16 protein-coding genes are annotated in these 16,937 nt (G+C 49.4%); 15 read left to right on the forward strand and 1 reads right to left on the reverse strand.

Features of this window, described 5'->3' with window-relative positions:
• Nucleotide 1: 1 nt before the first annotated feature.
• The 11 genes from ACN6MW_RS25855 to ACN6MW_RS25905 all read left to right on the forward strand — a co-directional run bounded on the left by ACN6MW_RS25855 (nt 2) and on the right by ACN6MW_RS25905 (nt 9,890).
• Nucleotides 2-1,249 (forward strand): DUF58 domain-containing protein, encoded by a 1,248-nt coding sequence (locus tag ACN6MW_RS25855; RefSeq protein WP_419872717.1) that lies wholly within the window; start codon nt 2-4, stop codon nt 1,247-1,249.
• Nucleotides 1,246-3,501, forward strand: coding sequence for a DUF4129 domain-containing transglutaminase family protein (locus tag ACN6MW_RS25860; RefSeq protein WP_419872718.1), 2,256 nt, complete (start codon nt 1,246-1,248; stop codon nt 3,499-3,501). Before ACN6MW_RS25855 ends, ACN6MW_RS25860 begins: the two co-directional genes overlap by 4 nt.
• 134 nt (nt 3,502-3,635) lie before the next feature.
• Nucleotides 3,636-4,160 carry a YqeG family HAD IIIA-type phosphatase gene (locus tag ACN6MW_RS25865; RefSeq protein WP_364141480.1) on the forward strand — a complete coding sequence of 175 codons (525 nt, stop codon included), beginning with the start codon at nt 3,636-3,638 and terminating at the stop codon, nt 4,158-4,160.
• Nucleotides 4,160-5,284, forward strand: coding sequence for a ribosome biogenesis GTPase YqeH (gene yqeH, locus ACN6MW_RS25870; protein WP_419872719.1), 1,125 nt, complete (start codon nt 4,160-4,162; stop codon nt 5,282-5,284). The genes ACN6MW_RS25865 and yqeH overlap by 1 nt, the downstream gene beginning before the upstream one ends.
• Before the next feature lie 29 nt (nt 5,285-5,313).
• Nucleotides 5,314-6,183: a shikimate dehydrogenase gene (gene aroE, locus ACN6MW_RS25875; protein WP_419872720.1), complete on the forward strand. Its 870-nt coding sequence runs from the start codon at nt 5,314-5,316 to the stop codon at nt 6,181-6,183.
• A gap of 69 nt (nt 6,184-6,252) precedes the next feature.
• Entirely contained in the window at nt 6,253-6,558 is a 306-nt protein-coding gene (yhbY, locus tag ACN6MW_RS25880; protein ID WP_419872721.1) for a ribosome assembly RNA-binding protein YhbY, read from the forward strand.
• A gap of 135 nt (nt 6,559-6,693) precedes the next feature.
• Nucleotides 6,694-7,266: a nicotinate-nucleotide adenylyltransferase gene (gene nadD / locus ACN6MW_RS25885; protein WP_419876452.1), complete on the forward strand. Its 573-nt coding sequence runs from the start codon at nt 6,694-6,696 to the stop codon at nt 7,264-7,266.
• On the forward strand, nt 7,256-7,810 hold the full coding sequence (gene yqeK / locus ACN6MW_RS25890) for a bis(5'-nucleosyl)-tetraphosphatase (symmetrical) YqeK (protein ID WP_419872722.1): 555 nt from the start codon (nt 7,256-7,258) through the stop codon (nt 7,808-7,810). Before nadD ends, yqeK begins: the two co-directional genes overlap by 11 nt.
• 24 nt (nt 7,811-7,834) lie before the next feature.
• Nucleotides 7,835-8,182: a ribosome silencing factor gene (gene rsfS / locus ACN6MW_RS25895; protein ID WP_419872723.1), complete on the forward strand. Its 348-nt coding sequence runs from the start codon at nt 7,835-7,837 to the stop codon at nt 8,180-8,182.
• On the forward strand, nt 8,179-9,126 hold the full coding sequence (locus ACN6MW_RS25900; RefSeq protein WP_364141469.1) for a S1 RNA-binding domain-containing protein: 948 nt from the start codon (nt 8,179-8,181) through the stop codon (nt 9,124-9,126). Before rsfS ends, ACN6MW_RS25900 begins: the two co-directional genes overlap by 4 nt.
• Entirely contained in the window at nt 9,123-9,890 is a 768-nt protein-coding gene (locus ACN6MW_RS25905) for a class I SAM-dependent DNA methyltransferase (protein ID WP_419872724.1), read from the forward strand. The genes ACN6MW_RS25900 and ACN6MW_RS25905 overlap by 4 nt, the downstream gene beginning before the upstream one ends.
• Nucleotides 9,891-10,418: 528 nt before the next feature.
• Here ACN6MW_RS25905 and ACN6MW_RS25910 read toward each other — a convergent pair.
• On the reverse strand, nt 10,419-10,640 hold the full coding sequence (locus ACN6MW_RS25910; RefSeq protein WP_419872725.1) for a hypothetical protein: 222 nt from the start codon (nt 10,638-10,640) through the stop codon (nt 10,419-10,421).
• A 277-nt stretch (nt 10,641-10,917) separates the two neighbouring features.
• Between ACN6MW_RS25910 and nrdI the strand changes: the two genes are divergently transcribed.
• The 4 genes from nrdI to ACN6MW_RS25930 all read left to right on the forward strand — a co-directional run bounded on the left by nrdI (nt 10,918) and on the right by ACN6MW_RS25930 (nt 16,768).
• On the forward strand, nt 10,918-11,277 hold the full coding sequence (gene nrdI, locus ACN6MW_RS25915) for a class Ib ribonucleoside-diphosphate reductase assembly flavoprotein NrdI (RefSeq protein ID WP_308998475.1): 360 nt from the start codon (nt 10,918-10,920) through the stop codon (nt 11,275-11,277).
• Entirely contained in the window at nt 11,264-13,348 is a 2,085-nt protein-coding gene (gene nrdE, locus ACN6MW_RS25920) for a class 1b ribonucleoside-diphosphate reductase subunit alpha (RefSeq protein WP_419872726.1), read from the forward strand. The genes nrdI and nrdE overlap by 14 nt, the downstream gene beginning before the upstream one ends.
• Before the next feature lie 46 nt (nt 13,349-13,394).
• Entirely contained in the window at nt 13,395-14,351 is a 957-nt protein-coding gene (gene nrdF / locus ACN6MW_RS25925) for a class 1b ribonucleoside-diphosphate reductase subunit beta (protein ID WP_419872727.1), read from the forward strand.
• Between the two features lie 359 nt (nt 14,352-14,710).
• Nucleotides 14,711-16,768, forward strand: coding sequence for a GxGYxYP domain-containing protein (locus ACN6MW_RS25930; protein ID WP_419872728.1), 2,058 nt, complete (start codon nt 14,711-14,713; stop codon nt 16,766-16,768).
• Nucleotides 16,769-16,937 lie beyond the last annotated feature (169 nt).

The raw sequence follows: 16,937 nt of genomic DNA on the forward strand, positions 1-16,937 counted from the left end.
GATGGCAGCGGCTAAATCTTCGAAGCTGCGCTGGCAGCTTGTCGCCGTTATTTATTTGACCAGTCTTTTTTATTTTTTGTTCCAAGGCGGGAAAACCGCTATGATGCTTTTCATGATTTTAAATCTATTGCTCATTTATTTAGTGCTTGGGCGCTGGAGCGGCATAAACAGGGTGACGGGAAGCAGGAGCTATTCGGTACCGAGTTCGAATGCGCTTGAGCAGTCCTTATCGGCCGGAAGCTCGCTTGAAGTGAATCTTACCATGAAAATACCAGGCTATTATCCGCTCCCTTATGTCATTGTAAGAGATCAGCTCCAGCGTCATAACGGACAAAAACTGGCTTTCGAGACCTCCTTCGTGCCGAATTGGAAACGATCGGGACAGGTGGCGTACCAGACCCCTCCGCTGCTGCGCGGAGAATACCGATTTACGCACACGCAGTGCTTGTCTTACGATGTATTCGGTTTATTCGAACATTCGGGTCAGTTTGGCACGGAAACGGTGTTCAACGTGCTTCCCCAAACGGTTCCGCTTAGGCAATGGAATGGGATCCAACGCGGGATTCGGGGTCCGTACTCTCATGCCATTGCTTCCCGTTCCGCGAAGGAGACGACCCAAATCAACGGCGTTCGGGAATATTTGTACGGCGACCGTTTATCGCGCGTGCATTGGAATGCGACGGCGAAGACGGGACAATGGAAGTCGAAGGCTTTCGAGCGTGAGTCATTACCGCGTACGGTCGTCATTCTTGACCGGCATGCGGGCGGCTATAGCGGGGAATTGACAACCCGCTTTGAATTAGCCGTATCCGCGGCTGCTTCATTGCTGGAGAATGGTTTAAAAGACGACACGGCAATGGGCTTGCTTTCCGTTGGCGAATCGTTGACCATGATTCCTCCTAAGTCAGGCGTGGATCAACGTAATGTGATGATGAGACATCTTACTTTTGTCAATGCGGATGCGCCACGGCCCATGTATTCCTCTCTTAAGCAGGCGGATACGATTTTAGAGCCAGGCAGCTTTGCGGTCGTGATTTCCCCAGAGACCGGTGCTGACGTGATTAAGAGCATGGAGTGGCTGACCCGAAAAGGAATTACGCCATGTTTGCTCCATATCTCATCCTCTGTTGACGCAAAAAGCCATAATACGTCATGGAAGCATGTGATGCGCGAGCGAGGCTGGCCAGTATTCGAAATTCGGCAGCTACAAGAGCTCCCAGCTGTCTTAGAAGGGAGCGGTACTGCATGAAGCGCAGCATGAAATCAATAGGCCTCTATTTTGCTAAGAATTGGTTTGATAAGCTTAGATTTATTTTTATTGCCATCATTCTATCCAATACGATTACGATTTTTGAAGACTTTTGGTGGGAGGAAACCTTCTCCATTGCTTATTATACGCTGTTTGCCGCAGTGGCAATCGATGTTCTGCTGCCGGTTCGGATGAAGCTCCTGAAGCTGCTGCTTCAAGCGGCAGCTTCGATCGTGATTACGTCCCGGCTGGCGCAAATGGATTGGCTTATCGCTGCTCCGAAGCGCTGGGAGGAATGGATTTGGTGGCTCCAAGTCCATGCGGCGCAGCTAAATCCATTCATTTGGATCAGCTTGGCTTTGCTTCTATTATATATTCTGTTTGGCATATGGACGGCCACGCGGATCCGGATGTTCGGCTTCGTCGGCGTAAGTATCCTTGTCTTGACCATTGCGGATTCCTTTACGCCAATCTGGCTGTGGGATGAAGTAGGGATGGTTGTGTTCTTAGGTTTGCTCTGGCTTGTAGCCAGCCATTTGGCGAGGCTGCAGCGTGAGCATCCTAGCAGTTGGAGAGAACTGGCCGAATATCCGCTGCAATTAATTTTGCCGATCGCGCTCGTGCTTACCGTATTGATGACCGTCGGCCTAAACATGCCTTCCATGTCGCCGCTTCTGCAGGATCCCTATACGATCTGGAAGGAAGCAAAAGGGGAGCAAGTGCAAGTATTTCTTGGCGATAAAGGAACGGATACGATAACGCCGAACAAAACCGGAAATGCGAGCTCTGGTTACAGCCGCAACGATGATCAGCTTGGCGGCGGGTTTGAATTCGATTATTCGCCGATGATGACCGTCACGACCTCGCATCGCAGTTATTGGCGCGGAGAATCGAAAGCCGTCTATACGGGTGTCGGCTGGATGGATGTTGATTCGGCAACAGGAGGTGAGGTACTTGTTACCGTCCCTAAGGGCGAGGCGCTCACTTCACTCGATCCTCCTCCTGCAGCTGGAACAACCAAGATCGATCAAATCGTTACGATGATTCGAAAGGATGTTTATCCGGTCTTGTTCGCGGCTGCTCCGCTGACGAGCGTAAACTGGATGGATGAGGATACCGCATCCCTTCCTTCTGGCTTAAGATGGGAAGCCTCCTCCGGCGAGCTGCGTTTATTGAATTGGTCCATGAAAAACCGCAAATATCCGCAGACCTATTCCGTCACCTCTTCGGTGCCTGTCATTGATGAGGCACTGCTGCGGGAGACAACGGCGGGCTGGCCCGATCAGGAAGCCGCGTCGAGAAATGCTTATTATTTGGAGCTTCCGGAAACTTTGCCGGATCGCGTCAAGCAATTGGCAGAGGAAGTTACTGCAGAGGCCACGAACGATTATGACAAGGCCAAATTGCTGGAAGCTTATTTGAGGCTCAATTTTACTTACAATAACCTGCCTGATGAAACCAAGCTTACCGGATCGTCGCAAGATTTCGTGGACCAGTTTCTTTTTGAGCTCAAAGAGGGCTATTGCGATTATTTCTCTACTTCTATGGCGGTCATGGCAAGAAGCTTGGGACTCCCAGCCAGATGGGTTAAAGGCTTCGCTCCAGGGGTCCTGCCGATTAGCGATTACGGACCACCGGGCGGATTTACGGATGAGAATATTAATCCGAGCGGCTCCGGTACTTATACGGTACGGAATTCAGATGCCCATTCCTGGGTTGAGATTTATTTTGACGGATTTGGTTGGATTCCGTTCGAGGCAACGGCCGGTTTTACTTTCCCTTATACGTTAGCGGAAGATCAGGCTGAAGCTTTGCCGGATGTCGATACAGAAGAAAGCGATGTTGCTGCAGTAAGCAGCACCGAAAGCTCATCGAACTCGAAGCTGTGGGTTTGGAGCTCTGCTGTAATCTTGTTCATTGCTGCGGCCGCTTGGCTATTCATTCGGCGCGACAAACTTGTTTTTGCTTGGCGCAAGCTGCGGCACGGCTCGTATACTTCAAATGACCGCATCGTAATCGAGACGCAAAAACTGCTCCGTGTATGCAAGAAGCGAGGGCTGGAGCGCGAGGAACATGAGACGCTGCGGGAAGCGGTAATGCGCTGGTCTCAGAGCCAGAAGCGCCTGCGAGATGATTTTAGAGCGGTTCTAGACCGGTTTGAGCAGGCAAAATACAGCCCGTCCATGGCTTCATCGGAAGAAGCGGATCGATTTGTTGTTAAAGTAAGATCGTTAATCGATCAATTAAGTTGATTATCGGATTTTGTCGTTTGGCATGAAAAAATACCGCTTGCCTGTGAAATTGGCAGCGGTATTTTTTGCAACTAATTTGGTTTGTATGGTATAGTTTCGTAAGATAGCAGGCAGAAAGCAGAGGGATATCCATTATGTTTGAACGGCTGTTGCCGCATATGCGCGTTAATACAGTTTATGAGATTAATTTAGATGAGCTGCATGCGAGAGGCGTTCGCGGCATCATTACGGATTTGGATAATACGCTCGTCGGTGCCAAGGTGGCGTTAGCTACGCCTGAGCTTGTGCAGTGGCTTGATTACGTGCGCTCACGCGGGTTTCAGGTTGTGATCGTGTCGAACAACAACGAAACCCGTGTCGGGAAGTTCGCGGCACCGCTGAATATTCCATATATTCACGCTGCTCGCAAGCCTGCTGGAAAAGCGTTCAGGAAGGCGCTCGGGGTACTAGGCCTGGAAGCAGATCATACAGTCGTTATCGGCGATCAAATGCTTACCGATGTGCTTGGCGGCAATCGAATGGGGCTTTACACGATTTTGGTTACGCCGATCGCTCCGTTAGATGAAGGTATCATGACGCGAGTGAACCGCCGGATCGAACGTTTTGCATTAGTGCGCTTGAGGAAAAAAGGGTTATGGTATGAGGGGGAAACAAAGTGATGGAACAACAGCTTAGTCAGGCATCTGGTTCATGCGCGGGCTGCGGGGTGGCGCTTCAGACAAAAAGCTCCGATTTGCCGGGATATTTGCCGGAAGCGGCTATTGGGCGCGAACCGGTGATTTGCCAAAGATGCTTTCGGATTCGCAATTATAATGAAGCTTCATCCGTTGCGGTCGACCAGGATGACTTCTTAAAGCTGCTTGGCAGCATTGGGAACACGGACAGCTTAGTCGTGCATATTGTCGATTTGTACGATTTCGAGGGAAGTTTGATCTCAGGCTTGCAGCGGTTTGTCGGGAATAACCCGGTGCTGCTGGTCGTCAACAAGATCGATCTGCTGCCGAAAGCGATGAACGTCAATCGTCTGAGAAACTGGGTACAGAAGCAGGCGAAGGAAGAGGGCTTGCGCACGGTGGATGTCGTTCTGTGCAGCGCGAAGCGCAACATGGGCTTCGAGCGTGTCATTGAAGCGCTTGAGCAATACCGCAACGGCCGCGACGTTTACGTGGTCGGCGCAACGAATGTCGGCAAGTCTACCTTAATTAACCGGCTTATCCGCGATTACAGCGATATGGAACGCGAATTGACAACATCCCGGTACCCGGGAACTACGCTTGATGCCGTTCATATTCCACTTGAGGACGGAAAAGCGATTATTGATACGCCGGGTATCGTATATACCTCGCGGATGACGGAGGTCGTACCGCGCAGCTTCCTCGGCTCTTTACTGCCGGACAAGCCGATCAAGCCGCTTGTTTATCAATTGAATTCAGGCCAATCCCTGTTTATCGGCAGCTTGGTACGGTTTGATTTCGTTGAGGGCGATCGTCAATCCTTTACGTTCTATGTGTCCAATGCGCTCAATATGCACCGGACGAAGCTGGAGCGTGCGGATGAGCTATATGCCGATCACCGCGGGCAATTGCTCGGCGGGCCATCGCTCGAAGAGCTGGAGACCATTCCGGCTTGGACAAGACATTCACTGCGCGTTAAACGCGGCTTAAACAAGGATGTGTTCATCTCCGGTCTTGGCTGGATTCAGGTGAATGGCACAGGCGGAGCCGTCATTGATATCTACGCGCCAAAAGGCGTAAAGGTCATGCTTCGCGACTCAATGATTTAACGACATGGGACTCGGAAGGGGAATTCTCTGTGACGAACGCGGGCGCAGGAAACCGGATCGACAGCAATACTTTATTATTCGGTGTAATCGGCAATCCGATTAGACATTCGAAATCACCGATCATGATGAACCGCGCCTTCCGGGAGACGGGAATCAACGGCGTATACGCGGCATTTCACGTAACCTCAGACCGCGTCGGGGATTTCGCGGCAGGCGTACGGGCAATGGGGATTCGCGGCGTTAACGTCACGATACCGCATAAGCTCGATATCATGTCGGCGCTTGATGAGATCGACCCGAGCGCACAGGCAATCGGCGCGGTAAACACGATCGTCAATGACGACGGACGGCTCATCGGCTACAACACGGACGGAATAGGTTACGTTCGTTCTCTAAAAGAAGAGGCGGAACGCGAGCTTGCGGGCAAACGAATCGTCGTGATCGGCGCAGGCGGCGCTGCCCGTGGAATTATTTTTGCCCTCGCCAATGAGATGCCAGACCGCATTACGATAGCAAATCGTTCCGTTGAACGCGCCAAGGCGCTTGCGGATTCCTTGCACGGAAAAGTCGAGATCAGAGCAATTTCAATGGAGGGGCTGCAAAGCGCCTGCACGGAAGCGGACATCGTGATCAATACGACTTCCGTCGGTATGTTCCCGAATACGGATGAGACACCGATTGATGCAAGCTGGCTTAGGCCGGGTGCGGTAGCAAGCGACTTAATATACAATCCCTTAAAGACGCGATTTCTTCACGAGGCCGAGCAGCGCGGCTGCCGTATCCATGGCGGTCTTGGCATGTTCATTTATCAAGGCGCGTATGCCTTCGAATATTGGACAGGACAGCCTGCCCCGGCAGCGGCGATGCGTGAGACGGTCTTAGCTTCTTTGCAAGGCTGACCGATATTTTTTAACTCTTATTCAATAATAAACAGACGAAACATCGAGATGAAAGAAGGAACCATTATCATGCTTACAGGTAAACAAAAACGTTATTTAAGATCGCTTGCCCATCATTTGACCCCTATTTTCCAAGTGGGTAAAGGTGGCACAAACGACCACCTCGTTCGCCATATCGAAGAGGCTATCGAAACACGCGAGCTCATTAAGGTTTCCGTGCTTAACAACTGCCTGGACGATCCTAAGGAAATCGGCGCGGAGGTTGCCGCGGGAGCAGGAGCTGAACTTGTACAGGTCATTGGGAAAACGATCGTCCTCTATAAGGAATCAAAAGATTACAAACAAATAGAGCTTCCAAGCGCTGCTCGCAAGTAAAGCCTGAGGATGGATCGGAGCTAATGCCGGATGTGGTTTTTACCATAAAGGGCATACTAAAATACCGCAGCGGTTTGTGAGCTCTGATCCGGCTTGACGAATGGAGGCGTTCAACGAGTGAGCAAGATAGGCATAATGGGCGGCACCTTCGATCCCATCCATATCGGCCACCTGATTGCGGCGGAAACAGCGCGCGAACAGTGTGACCTGCACGAGGTATGGTTCATTCCGTCTTACGGTCCTCCGCTTAAGGCTAACGAGCCGGGTGTTAGCGGAGAGCGTCGCTACGAGATGGTTTGCGAAGCCATCAGCAGCAACTCGGCTTTCCGCGCACTAGATATCGAATTGCTTCGCGGCGGTGTCAGCTACTCCTACGATACGGTTAAGGAGCTGCAGAAAAGAAATCCGAACGATTCTTTTTCGTATATTATCGGATCGGATCGGATTAATGACCTGCCGCAATGGTATGAAATCGAACAGCTTGCTTCCCGTATTTCATTTATTGGTTTGGAGCGTCCCGGGGATCCGATTAATCTGGCCGCGCTGCCGCGTTACTTGCAGGAGCGGGTTAAGCTTATTCATATGCCGGCAATCGACATTTCTTCTACGGCGATACGAAGCCGTAGAAATGCCGGGCAAACGGTTCAATATTTAGTGCCGGATTCGGTGAACAGCTACATGAGGAGGTACAAACTGTATGAATCGTGAGCAAATGATCGAAAAGGTAAAAGCAGAAATGCCGGAGCGTAGATGGCTTCATACGCAGGGCGTCATGGAAACGGCTGTCCTGCTGGCAGAGCGATTCGGCGAGGACCCCGTGCGAGCGGAGCTTGCTGCCATTTTGCATGACGTAGCCAAATACTGGCCGACAGAGCGCATGCAGCAAGTCATACGCGAGCAATCCTTGCCCGCCGAGCTGCTGTTTTATGATAAAGAGCTGTGGCATGCGCCGGTTGGAGCCTGGGTGGCTGAGCATGAATACGGCGTAACGGATGCCGAAGTGCTCGATGCCATCCGTTATCATACTTCTGGACGCAGGGGAATGTCGAAGCTTGAGAAGATTGTGTGTCTGGCGGATTATATGGAACCAGGGCGCGACTTTCCGGGCGTGGATACGATACGCGATCTTAGCGGGCAGTTTTTGGATAAGGCGCTGCTGGCAGGGTTTAATTCTACGATTTTCTTCTTGTTAGAAAAAGGGAAACGAATATTTCCGCTAACGGTAGAAGCGAGAAACGGTTTATTGGAATAATTATATTTAACAGGAGGCTGAGCTATGGCGGTACATTCAGATGAATTGCTTCAAATTACGGTTGCAGCGGCAGAAGACAAAAAAGCAGTGCGGGTAGTGGCTTTGAATCTAAAAGAAATATCATTGGTTTCGGATTATTTCGTTGTTTGCAGCGGGAATTCGGATACGCAGGTACAAGCAATCGCAACCGAAATTCGCAAGCAAGCCGAAAAAAGCGGAACCCGGGTTCGGGGAATCGAAGGCATGGATTCGGCTAGATGGGTACTGATCGATCTCGGCGACGTGATTGTTCACGTATTCCACCGCGACGAGCGTGAATATTACAACATCGAGCGGCTTTGGTCCGACGCGAAGGTTGTGGAGTTCGCATGAGTTTCGTAGCCGGTACGACTCAAACGTTAAGGGTGGCACGCGAGGTGTCGCCCTACGGGTATTTTTTGAGCGACGGGGAGTCGGATGTGCTTATGCATTATACCGAGCTCGTGGGCTCTAAGCCTAAAATCGGCGATGATGTAGAAGCTTTCCTGTTTTATGACTCGGAGGATCGTTTGGCCGCCACCATGAAGAAGCCATTGCTGCAGCTTGGCGAGCTTGCTAGACTGCGTGTCGCGGACGTTCATCCAAGACTTGGCTGCTTTCTAGAAATGGGACTTGGCAGGCAATTGCTGCTTCCTCTCTCGGAACTGCCGGAGAGCATCGACTATAGGCCTCTGCCTGGCGACGAAGTTTTCGTTGTCATGAAGCATGACAAAATCGGAAGGCTCGTTGCCAAGATCGCATTCGAGGAAGAACTATCGGAGCTCGTATTTCCTGCGCCCGAGAGCTGGAATAACCAATGGGTTGAGGGCTGGGTAACCAAAACACTTCAGCTCGGTTCGTTTGTTATGATCGACGGAGGCGTTGTAGGCTTTGGCGTCTACGGTCTGATTCCAAGCGCTGAACGTATTCGTCCGCTTCGGCTCGGCGAACGCGTGAGCGCCCGGGTCACCTTTATTCGCGAGGACGGCAGAGCAAACCTGTCGATGGCGCAGCGTAAGGAAGTAGGACGGATTGAGGATGCCGATCGGATCCTCGCTTTCTTGAAAGAAAGACCAGGAGGCGGCATGCCATACTCCGACGAAACGGATGCCGACATTATTAAACAAAAATTCGGAATCAGCAAAGGCGCATTTAAACGCGCGATAGGCAAGCTGATGCGTGAAAGACTCGTAACGCAGAAAGGCAGTTGGACATATCTGGCGGAAAATCCGCAAGCTGAAGCGACGGAGCAAGCGAGCGCTTCAGGAACCGAAGGTGAAGGGACTGATGGGCAATGACACGCTCATACGGACAGTTTGCAACGGTATATGATCAGCTGATGGAGGACATGCCTTACGCGGATTGGCTGGGCTTTGCAAGGGCAAGCTGGTCGCGTTACGGGATGCCGGCGACCGTTGTTGACCTTGGCTGCGGCACAGGGAGTCTCTCTATTCCGCTGGCCCGCTCGGGCTTCCATGTCTATGGCATTGACCTCTCCTCTGATATGCTTTCCGTTGCCCGCAGTAAGTGGGACGAGACGCCCCAGTTAGTGGCAAGGCCGCGGGCAGGCTCCCTTCGGTGGCTGCAGCAGGATATGCGCGAATGGGAGCTTCAGGAGCCTGTTGACGCGGTGATTTCGTTTTGCGATTGTCTAAATTACTTAACCGAGGAAGACGATATTGAAGCAGCTTTCCGTGCAACTTACGAGGGCTTGCGCAGCGGCGGTTCCTTCCTGTTTGACATGCACCCTCAAAAACAGCTTATCCGTTATGCGGAGGAGCAGCCCTTTGTGCTGGATGAGCGGGATGTCGCGTACATATGGACCTGTGATTTCGATGAGGAACGCTGTGAGATTGAGCATCACTTAACGATTTTCTCGCGGGACCCGGATTCGAAATTTCATAGGTTCGAGGAATCGCATGTGCAGCGTGCCTATGATCCCGATTGGATCGAGTCTGCCTTGCGGCGTGCCGGCTTCCAAACGGTAGACCGGTATGCGGATTTTGAGCTGCGGCCGGCGAACGGCGATTCAGAGCGTTTATTCTTTGCTGCTATCAAATAATGACTTATGCTAAACATAAACAAAAAGGGCGATCCTAAAAGGTAATCTTACCTTATAGGATCGCCCTTATTTATCGGCTGCTTAAATGATTTTCGGGGGATACCGAACATTTGCTTTTCCTCAGCGTATTGTTCCCTCCCGAATCCGTGCTCAGAATCTTTTATTCCCTGCCTGCGGGCTCGGAAGCAATCTCATAGTCCAATAGGAGAGAGCCGGCTTCGGGGCCGCATAAGGGCTGTAGAGCTTCGTAAATGCATTGGAATGCTCCTGCGTGTCCGGTTCAAATGCTTAGCGGAACTTAAAGGGATAGGATGAGGTATGGATGACCATCTTCCAGTCGGATGGGGAGTATAGGGTTGACGATAAAAGAAACCTCGAAAGCAACCATATCTAGTATTTCGCAAAAAATGTCGTTTTCTGCAGCTGATTGTAATATTTTATCAGGAGAGTCTCGGTGAACGAGAAGTGCTATCAGAATCTTCGAATCGCATGCTTGTATAATGCTAGATATTGTGTCTCTTAACCCGTTTACTCGCGAAGCGCATCTTTCAAACGGCTGTTCATTCCGGCCGCAGCCGATGCTTTTCGCACGGAATCCAGCTTCATTTTCTTCAATTGACCGGCCATTTGAGCATGGTCATTTTCGAGCTTTTCGATATAAGAAAGCAGCTCAGGCACCGTATATCCGGCGTCTTTGAACAGTTTCTCTACGGTTTCACGCATTTGACCTGCCGTTGATTTTATGTTCATGGGTCCCTCCGTAATAGCAATAAAATGTCACTATCACATCATATCCGCATCTGTTAAAATAGTCGAGTGCGCCAAAAAAACAGATTAATATTTTCTCCATAATTTTCATTGACTACTCCTATATATTGATGTAGAATCAAAAACATCAACTACATATTGATGTGGATTGGTGCTTTCAATGATTACCATCGGTAAACCTTGAACCGGCGCAGCTGACGGATTTGCTAGTCAGAAGCGCTTTTTGATTGCTTGATTTCAGTAGGGGAGCGAACGTGCTATGCTAGTTGTCTATGATTCCAAAACAGGTAATGTCAAGCGTTTCATTAAAAAATTGAATATGCGGGCAGTGCCAATCGATGAGAAGGCAGCAGTGGACGAGCCGTTCGTGCTGGTCACGTATACAACAGGGTTCGGCCAAGTACCAGAGAAGGTCACTTCTTTTCTGGAGAACAATGCGGACATGCTTCGCGGCGTTTCTGCCAGCGGCAACCGAAACTGGGGAACCGGCTTCGCGAAAAGCGCGGATACGATCTCCCAAAAGTATGATGTCCCCGTGATTTTGAAGTTTGAATTGTCAGGCACGAATCAAGATACGCAACATTTTGTCGAAAGGGTGCGAACCATTGAAGCATATTGAACTGAATAACGAATTGATGCAGCGCGGTGCAGACGGATTTTACCAGCTGGAAAAAGATAAAGAGGCTGTTGCTGCATTTATGGAAGAAGTGGAAGAGAAGAGCGTGAAGTTCGATTCCCTCAAACACAAGCTAGATTACTTAATCGAGAACGATTATTACGATAATGTATATGAAAAATATACACATGAGCAGGTTGAGGCTGTATTTACGTTAACAGCGAACAGCGGCTTTGAATTTCAGTCCTACATGGCAGCATCGAAGTTCTATAAAGACTATGCGATGAAGACCAACAACAAAGCGCAATACTTAGAGCAATACTCCGACCGTGTAGCGATCGTTGCTTTGCACCTAGGCGAAGGCGACGCAGCAAGAGCACTCCGCATCGCTGAAGCGATGATCGATCAACGCTTGCAGCCAGCTACTCCCACCTTCCTGAATGCGGGCAAGAGCCGTCGCGGTGAGATGGTTTCCTGCTTCCTGCTTGAAATGGACGACTCGCTTAATTCCATCAACTACGTTTTAGGAACATGCATGCAGCTATCCAAAATCGGCGGCGGCGTTGCCGTCAACCTCTCGAAGCTTCGCGGACGCGGCGAGCCGATCAAAGGCGTAGAAGGCGCTGCAAAAGGCATCATGCCGGTACTTAAGCTAATGGAGGATGCATTCTCTTACGCAGACCAAATGGGTCAGCGCAAAGGCTCAGGAGCTGGTTATTACAACATCTTCGGCTGGGATATCATCGAGTTCCTAGATTGCAAAAAAATTAACGCCGATGAGAAGGCGCGTATCAAAACGTTGTCTATCGGACTAATTATTCCGAATAAATTTTATGAGCTCGCAGCTCAAAACAAACCGCTATTCGTATTTGGTCCGCATTCCGTTCAGAAAGCATACAATAAGCATCTCGATGACATGGATATGGACGAGATGTACGAAGAATTGCTCGCTAATGAACTGGTAACAAAGAAAAAAGTAATGAACGCACGCGACATGTTGACAAAAATCGCTTCGATTCAGCTTGAATCAGGCTACCCATACATCATGAACAAATCAAATGCTAACAGCGTTCACGCGCTTAAAGATATCGGATCGATCAAAATGTCCAACCTTTGCACGGAAATTTTCCAGTTGCAGGAGACTTCAGAAATAAAAGATTATGGCTTTGATGATGTTATTCAACGCGATATCAGCTGTAACCTTGCTTCACTTAACATTGTTAATGTTATGGAGCATAAGAAGATAAAAGAGTCCGTACATGTGGGCATCGAAGCATTGACGACAGTCAGCGATTTATCTAATATCGATAATGCCCCAGGCGTTCGCAAAGCAAACGAGGAGCTTCATTCCGTAGGACTTGGCGCGATGAACCTAAACGGCTACCTGGCGAAAAACAAAATCGCATACGAAAGCGAAGAAGCAAAGGATTTTGCCGGCGTTTTCTTTATGATGATGAACTACTACTCCCTTGAGCAAAGTATGGAAATCGCCAAAGAACGCGGCATTACCTTCAAGGATTTCGAACGTTCCGAGTATGCGAAGGGAACCTATTTCACTCGTTATGTAGAAACCGATTACCGTCCAAAAACGGATCGAGTCAAGGAATTGTTCGAGGGTATGGAAATCCCTTCACCTGAGGATTGGGCAGCTCTAAAAGCAAAAGTACAAGAGCACGGTTTATACCATGCGTACCGCCTTGCTATTGCGCCGACACAAAGTATTTCGTATATCCAAAACGCAACATCGAGCGTTATGCCGATTGTCGAGCACATCGAGACACGCACGTATGCGAACTCAACAACCTATTATCCGATGCCGTATTTGGCACAGGAAAACTATTTCTACTACAAATCAGCTTACAATATCGATCAATTCAAGCTGATTGATCTCATTGCTGAAATTGGGCAGCACGTAGACCAAGGTATTTCATCGGTGCTGCATGTAAATAGTAATGTGACGACTCGCGAGCTGGCGCGCTTCTATGTTTACGCTGCACAAAAAGGGCTCAAATCGCTCTATTACACAAGAACGAAGCGGCTTTCCGTTGAGGAATGCACGAGCTGTGCCGTTTAAGTTTTATTTTAATTGATGCTTACGTAGCAAAGAAGGAGCTCATCAAATGAAAGCAGTAAACTGGAACCGCCCGGATGACGATTTCACATTAACATTCTGGCAGCAAAATGTAATGCAATTTTGGACGGATGAAGAGATTCCGTTGTCGGACGATAAGATGGATTGGATGGAAATGACAGACGCTGAGCGCACGCTTTACAAAAACGTGCTCGGCGGTCTTACGCTGCTTGATACGATTCAAGGCGGTATCGGCATGCCGAAAATTTTGGAGCATGTAGATGGCTTGCAGCGTAAAGCTGTGTTGTCCTTTATGTCGATGATGGAGCAAATCCATGCCAAATCGTACAGCAGTATTTTCACGACGCTAGCATCCGGCGAAGAGATCGATGAGATCTTCGTGTGGGTGGAGAAAAACGAACAGCTGCAGAAGAAAGCGAATTTGATTTCTTCCTGGTATTCGAACATTACGGGCCCGAGAGAGCTTTACAAAGCGATGGCTGCGTCCGTATTCTTGGAAAGCTACCTGTTCTACAGCGGCTTCTTCTACCCGCTTTACCTGGCTGGTCAAGGCAAAATGACGAGCAGCGGCGAAATTATCGATTTGATTTTGCGTGATGAGAGTATTCACGGCCTGTATGTGGGCGTTCTTGCGCAAGAGCTATTCCAAACCTTTAGTGCCGAGGAGCAAGCAGCTCTTCAAATCGAGATTTATGCGCTGTTAAATGAGCTCTACGAGAACGAGATTATCTACACCGAGCATTTGTATGCTCCCCTCGGCCTAGCTGAGGAGGTTAACGTTTATGTGCGTTACAATGCGAATAAAGCGCTTATGAACCTTGGCATGGAGCCGCATTTCCCTGAGGAGCAGGTAAATCCGATCGTGTTTAACGGCATAAGCACACATACGAAGCAGCATGACTTCTTCTCAAAAAAAGGAAACGGTTATGTCCGTACGATTCACGTTGAGCCGTTGAATGATGATGATTTCGTATTCAACTTTTAATAAATCCTAAGCTTCATTCCATGGCGAAGCACCTATAGCCATAACAGAGGAACCCCCGCATAACGCGGGGGTTCTTTTGTTTGAACAATGTCACAGACTGGCCTCTATGGTTGAAACACTGAAATCCCTTCCAAGAATTAGGTAAAAATAACTAATGCAGTTAAAACAGCCTACAACAAGAGAATCATATTCATGTCATAGCATAGGAGCTTTTGTCGAAGTGGTTGTAATAGTATTATGAATATAATAAATATATATAAGCGAGGGCTTGTAAGGACGCTGCCGGGCAAAGGAGGGTAAGGGATGAGGCATGCGTCGAGAAGCGAACCTCCAAAAAACAATCCAACCGAGGTGTAACCATGTTACGTAAACTTACCGTTATCGGGCTCGCTGTTGTCTGTACGTTGTCCTTGTCTTTAAGTGCAGCGGCAGCCGACTCCAAGGATAAGCCGCAAGCAAGCACGATCGTTTGGCCGGAAAAGCAAGCGCTTCCAAGTTTTTCGAAAATAAAACAGCTGGAAGTAGCGGATATTTATGATGCGCCCGGAGACATAAAAATATTGATGGCGACGCTTCAGGGTATTGTTAACCGTGCCGAGCCTCGCATTTATTTGCTTGAAAACAAAGAAGAAGGGGCATTCACCTGGCTGAATGACCTGGATGTTACTTACAAGGTGAGGGACGATTACTGGCAGATCGTCCGTACTTACAAGAAGGAAATCAGCGGAATCATCATATACGATCCGAAGGTGCCGGACTCCGTCAATGTAGCAACGACTTTGGCCGGATTGAAAAATGCTGTAGTCGCAAGTCCTGAAATTGCGCAGAAACTGCAGGCCGCGCCATACGACTTGAAAGTATTGGATGATCTGCAAGGGAAATTCAAGGATAGGCTGGATGCTTATACTTGGCAATACGAGAACCTTTGGAGCCAAACGACGCATCGGATGCTCGTTGGACTTAATCCGGAAACCTCGATCAAACTTCCAGAAAATCAATCGGACTTGTTCAAAGTTATCGACGAAGATAAGACACAGGAACGAGATGGGAATAATAGAAAAGTGTATGATCTCGACCTAAGCGCGAGTCTTGGCAAAACGGATGTTTATCTCCGCTTTGAAGATGCGTTTACGCAGGACGGCTGGGGATCTGCCGTCCATCAGGTTACGCTTAAAGCTGACGGGAAGACCGTAGCGGAATTCATTCCGGGCACGCCGGAGGAAGAGGCTTTCTTATATGATCGGCAGAGCTCGCAGTTATCTACGGGCAACGGAGGTCATCGGTTCGCCGATAATGGCCGCTACTTTATCTATAAATTCACGCCGCCTGCCGGTACGAAGCAGCTAACGGCCTCCGTGGATATGTGGAATCAATACAAAGTGTCCGCAGGCAATGTTCAACCGGTGTCCTCTGAACAGAAGGAGCCTTACGGCTACCTGCGTGATTATGCGGTTGCGAACAATGCGATGGTGTTCTGGCTCGATTCCAACGTGCCGAAAGAAAAAGAACTTTTCCAGAAAATCCTCTCGGGCGTGAAGCCGGGTACGCCTTATCTAGGCTGGTTCAGTAACGATACAGAAGGAGAATTCAGCGGCGTTGAAATCACGTCTAATTATGGCGTTTACGTACTCGCTGCCGACTGGTTCAGCAACCTGACAGTATTCTCCGGCACCAAAGCGAATGCCGTGAAAGCGAAGACGGTAAAAGCGCCTAAGCTGGAGAACAAGATTTATGTCACGTACACCTTCAGCGAAGGCGACAACTTCCAGTATAACCAGCATAGAATGCGTATTCTATGGGATGATCCGAGCAGAGGCAAGGTGCCGCTGAACTGGACCTCCAGTCCGCTTCTCTACGATGGCGCTCCTGCGATGCTCAATTATTACAGGGAGACCGCTACGGATAACGACCTGCTTATCGCGGGACCGTCCGGCGCGGGATACTTCTATCCGAATGCTTGGCCTGCAAAATCATTCGCTGAGTTCCTGAAGCAGTCGAATTCGTATATGGAGAAGACCGGCATGACGATTCCTTACGTATTGAACCGCATTAACAGTGAAAATATACCGCTCAGCGAAGCGCATGCCGCTGCTTATATCAAGGAATATAAGCCATCTGGGATGTTCCTGAGCTGGGAAGACCGCCATGGCGTAGAGATCGTCGGCGGAAAGCTTCCCGTCTCGACGATTCAAGGCATCAGCACGGTGAAGGACGGCGAGAAGATTCTGGCCGATGCCAAAGCGAAATGGGACGGGAAATCGCCGTTGTTCATCTCCTTGGGCTTGCTTGCTTGGAGCATGACGCCGTCCGATATCGCTCAGCTGCAAGCGTCGCTCGGGCCGGAGTACGAAGCAGTTCGTGCAGACCAGTATTTCTCGTTGATTCGCAGCGCGAACGGCCTGCCAGCTAAGCCATAACAAAGTTACTGTAATGATAGAGAGGACACCGCTTGTATCGGTCGTCCTCTCTCTTAATATGAATAATCGCTCCTGTCCGGGATAATGTTTTCGGGCATAATTTGTTTTTAAGCTCACTTGAAAAAAGGACAGCAAACATATATCATATATAACATAACAAATATACAGA

It is taken from the genome of Pristimantibacillus sp. PTI5, assembly GCF_048572955.1.
Taxonomy (GTDB): Bacteria; Bacillota; Bacilli; order Paenibacillales; family Paenibacillaceae; genus Pristimantibacillus.

What these genes read in the sequence shown, in the direction of transcription:
- yqeH (WP_419872719.1), top strand. Translation starts at nt 4,160, where the DNA reads ATGGAACAACAGCTTAGTCAGGCATCTGGTTCATGCGCGGGCTGCGGG.
- ACN6MW_RS25860 (WP_419872718.1), top strand. Translation starts at nt 1,246, where the DNA reads ATGAAGCGCAGCATGAAATCAATAGGCCTCTATTTTGCTAAGAATTGG.
- ACN6MW_RS25905 (WP_419872724.1), top strand. Translation starts at nt 9,123, where the DNA reads ATGACACGCTCATACGGACAGTTTGCAACGGTATATGATCAGCTGATG.
- yqeK (WP_419872722.1), top strand. Translation starts at nt 7,256, where the DNA reads ATGAATCGTGAGCAAATGATCGAAAAGGTAAAAGCAGAAATGCCGGAG.
- ACN6MW_RS25930 (WP_419872728.1), top strand. Translation starts at nt 14,711, where the DNA reads ATGTTACGTAAACTTACCGTTATCGGGCTCGCTGTTGTCTGTACGTTG.
- ACN6MW_RS25855 (WP_419872717.1), top strand. Translation starts at nt 2, where the DNA reads ATGGCAGCGGCTAAATCTTCGAAGCTGCGCTGGCAGCTTGTCGCCGTT.
- ACN6MW_RS25910 (WP_419872725.1), bottom strand. Translation starts at nt 10,640, where the DNA reads ATGAACATAAAATCAACGGCAGGTCAAATGCGTGAAACCGTAGAGAAA.
- ACN6MW_RS25865 (WP_364141480.1), top strand. Translation starts at nt 3,636, where the DNA reads ATGTTTGAACGGCTGTTGCCGCATATGCGCGTTAATACAGTTTATGAG.
- nrdF (WP_419872727.1), top strand. Translation starts at nt 13,395, where the DNA reads ATGAAAGCAGTAAACTGGAACCGCCCGGATGACGATTTCACATTAACA.
- yhbY (WP_419872721.1), top strand. Translation starts at nt 6,253, where the DNA reads ATGCTTACAGGTAAACAAAAACGTTATTTAAGATCGCTTGCCCATCAT.
- rsfS (WP_419872723.1), top strand. Translation starts at nt 7,835, where the DNA reads ATGGCGGTACATTCAGATGAATTGCTTCAAATTACGGTTGCAGCGGCA.
- nadD (WP_419876452.1), top strand. Translation starts at nt 6,694, where the DNA reads ATGGGCGGCACCTTCGATCCCATCCATATCGGCCACCTGATTGCGGCG.
- nrdI (WP_308998475.1), top strand. Translation starts at nt 10,918, where the DNA reads ATGCTAGTTGTCTATGATTCCAAAACAGGTAATGTCAAGCGTTTCATT.
- ACN6MW_RS25900 (WP_364141469.1), top strand. Translation starts at nt 8,179, where the DNA reads ATGAGTTTCGTAGCCGGTACGACTCAAACGTTAAGGGTGGCACGCGAG.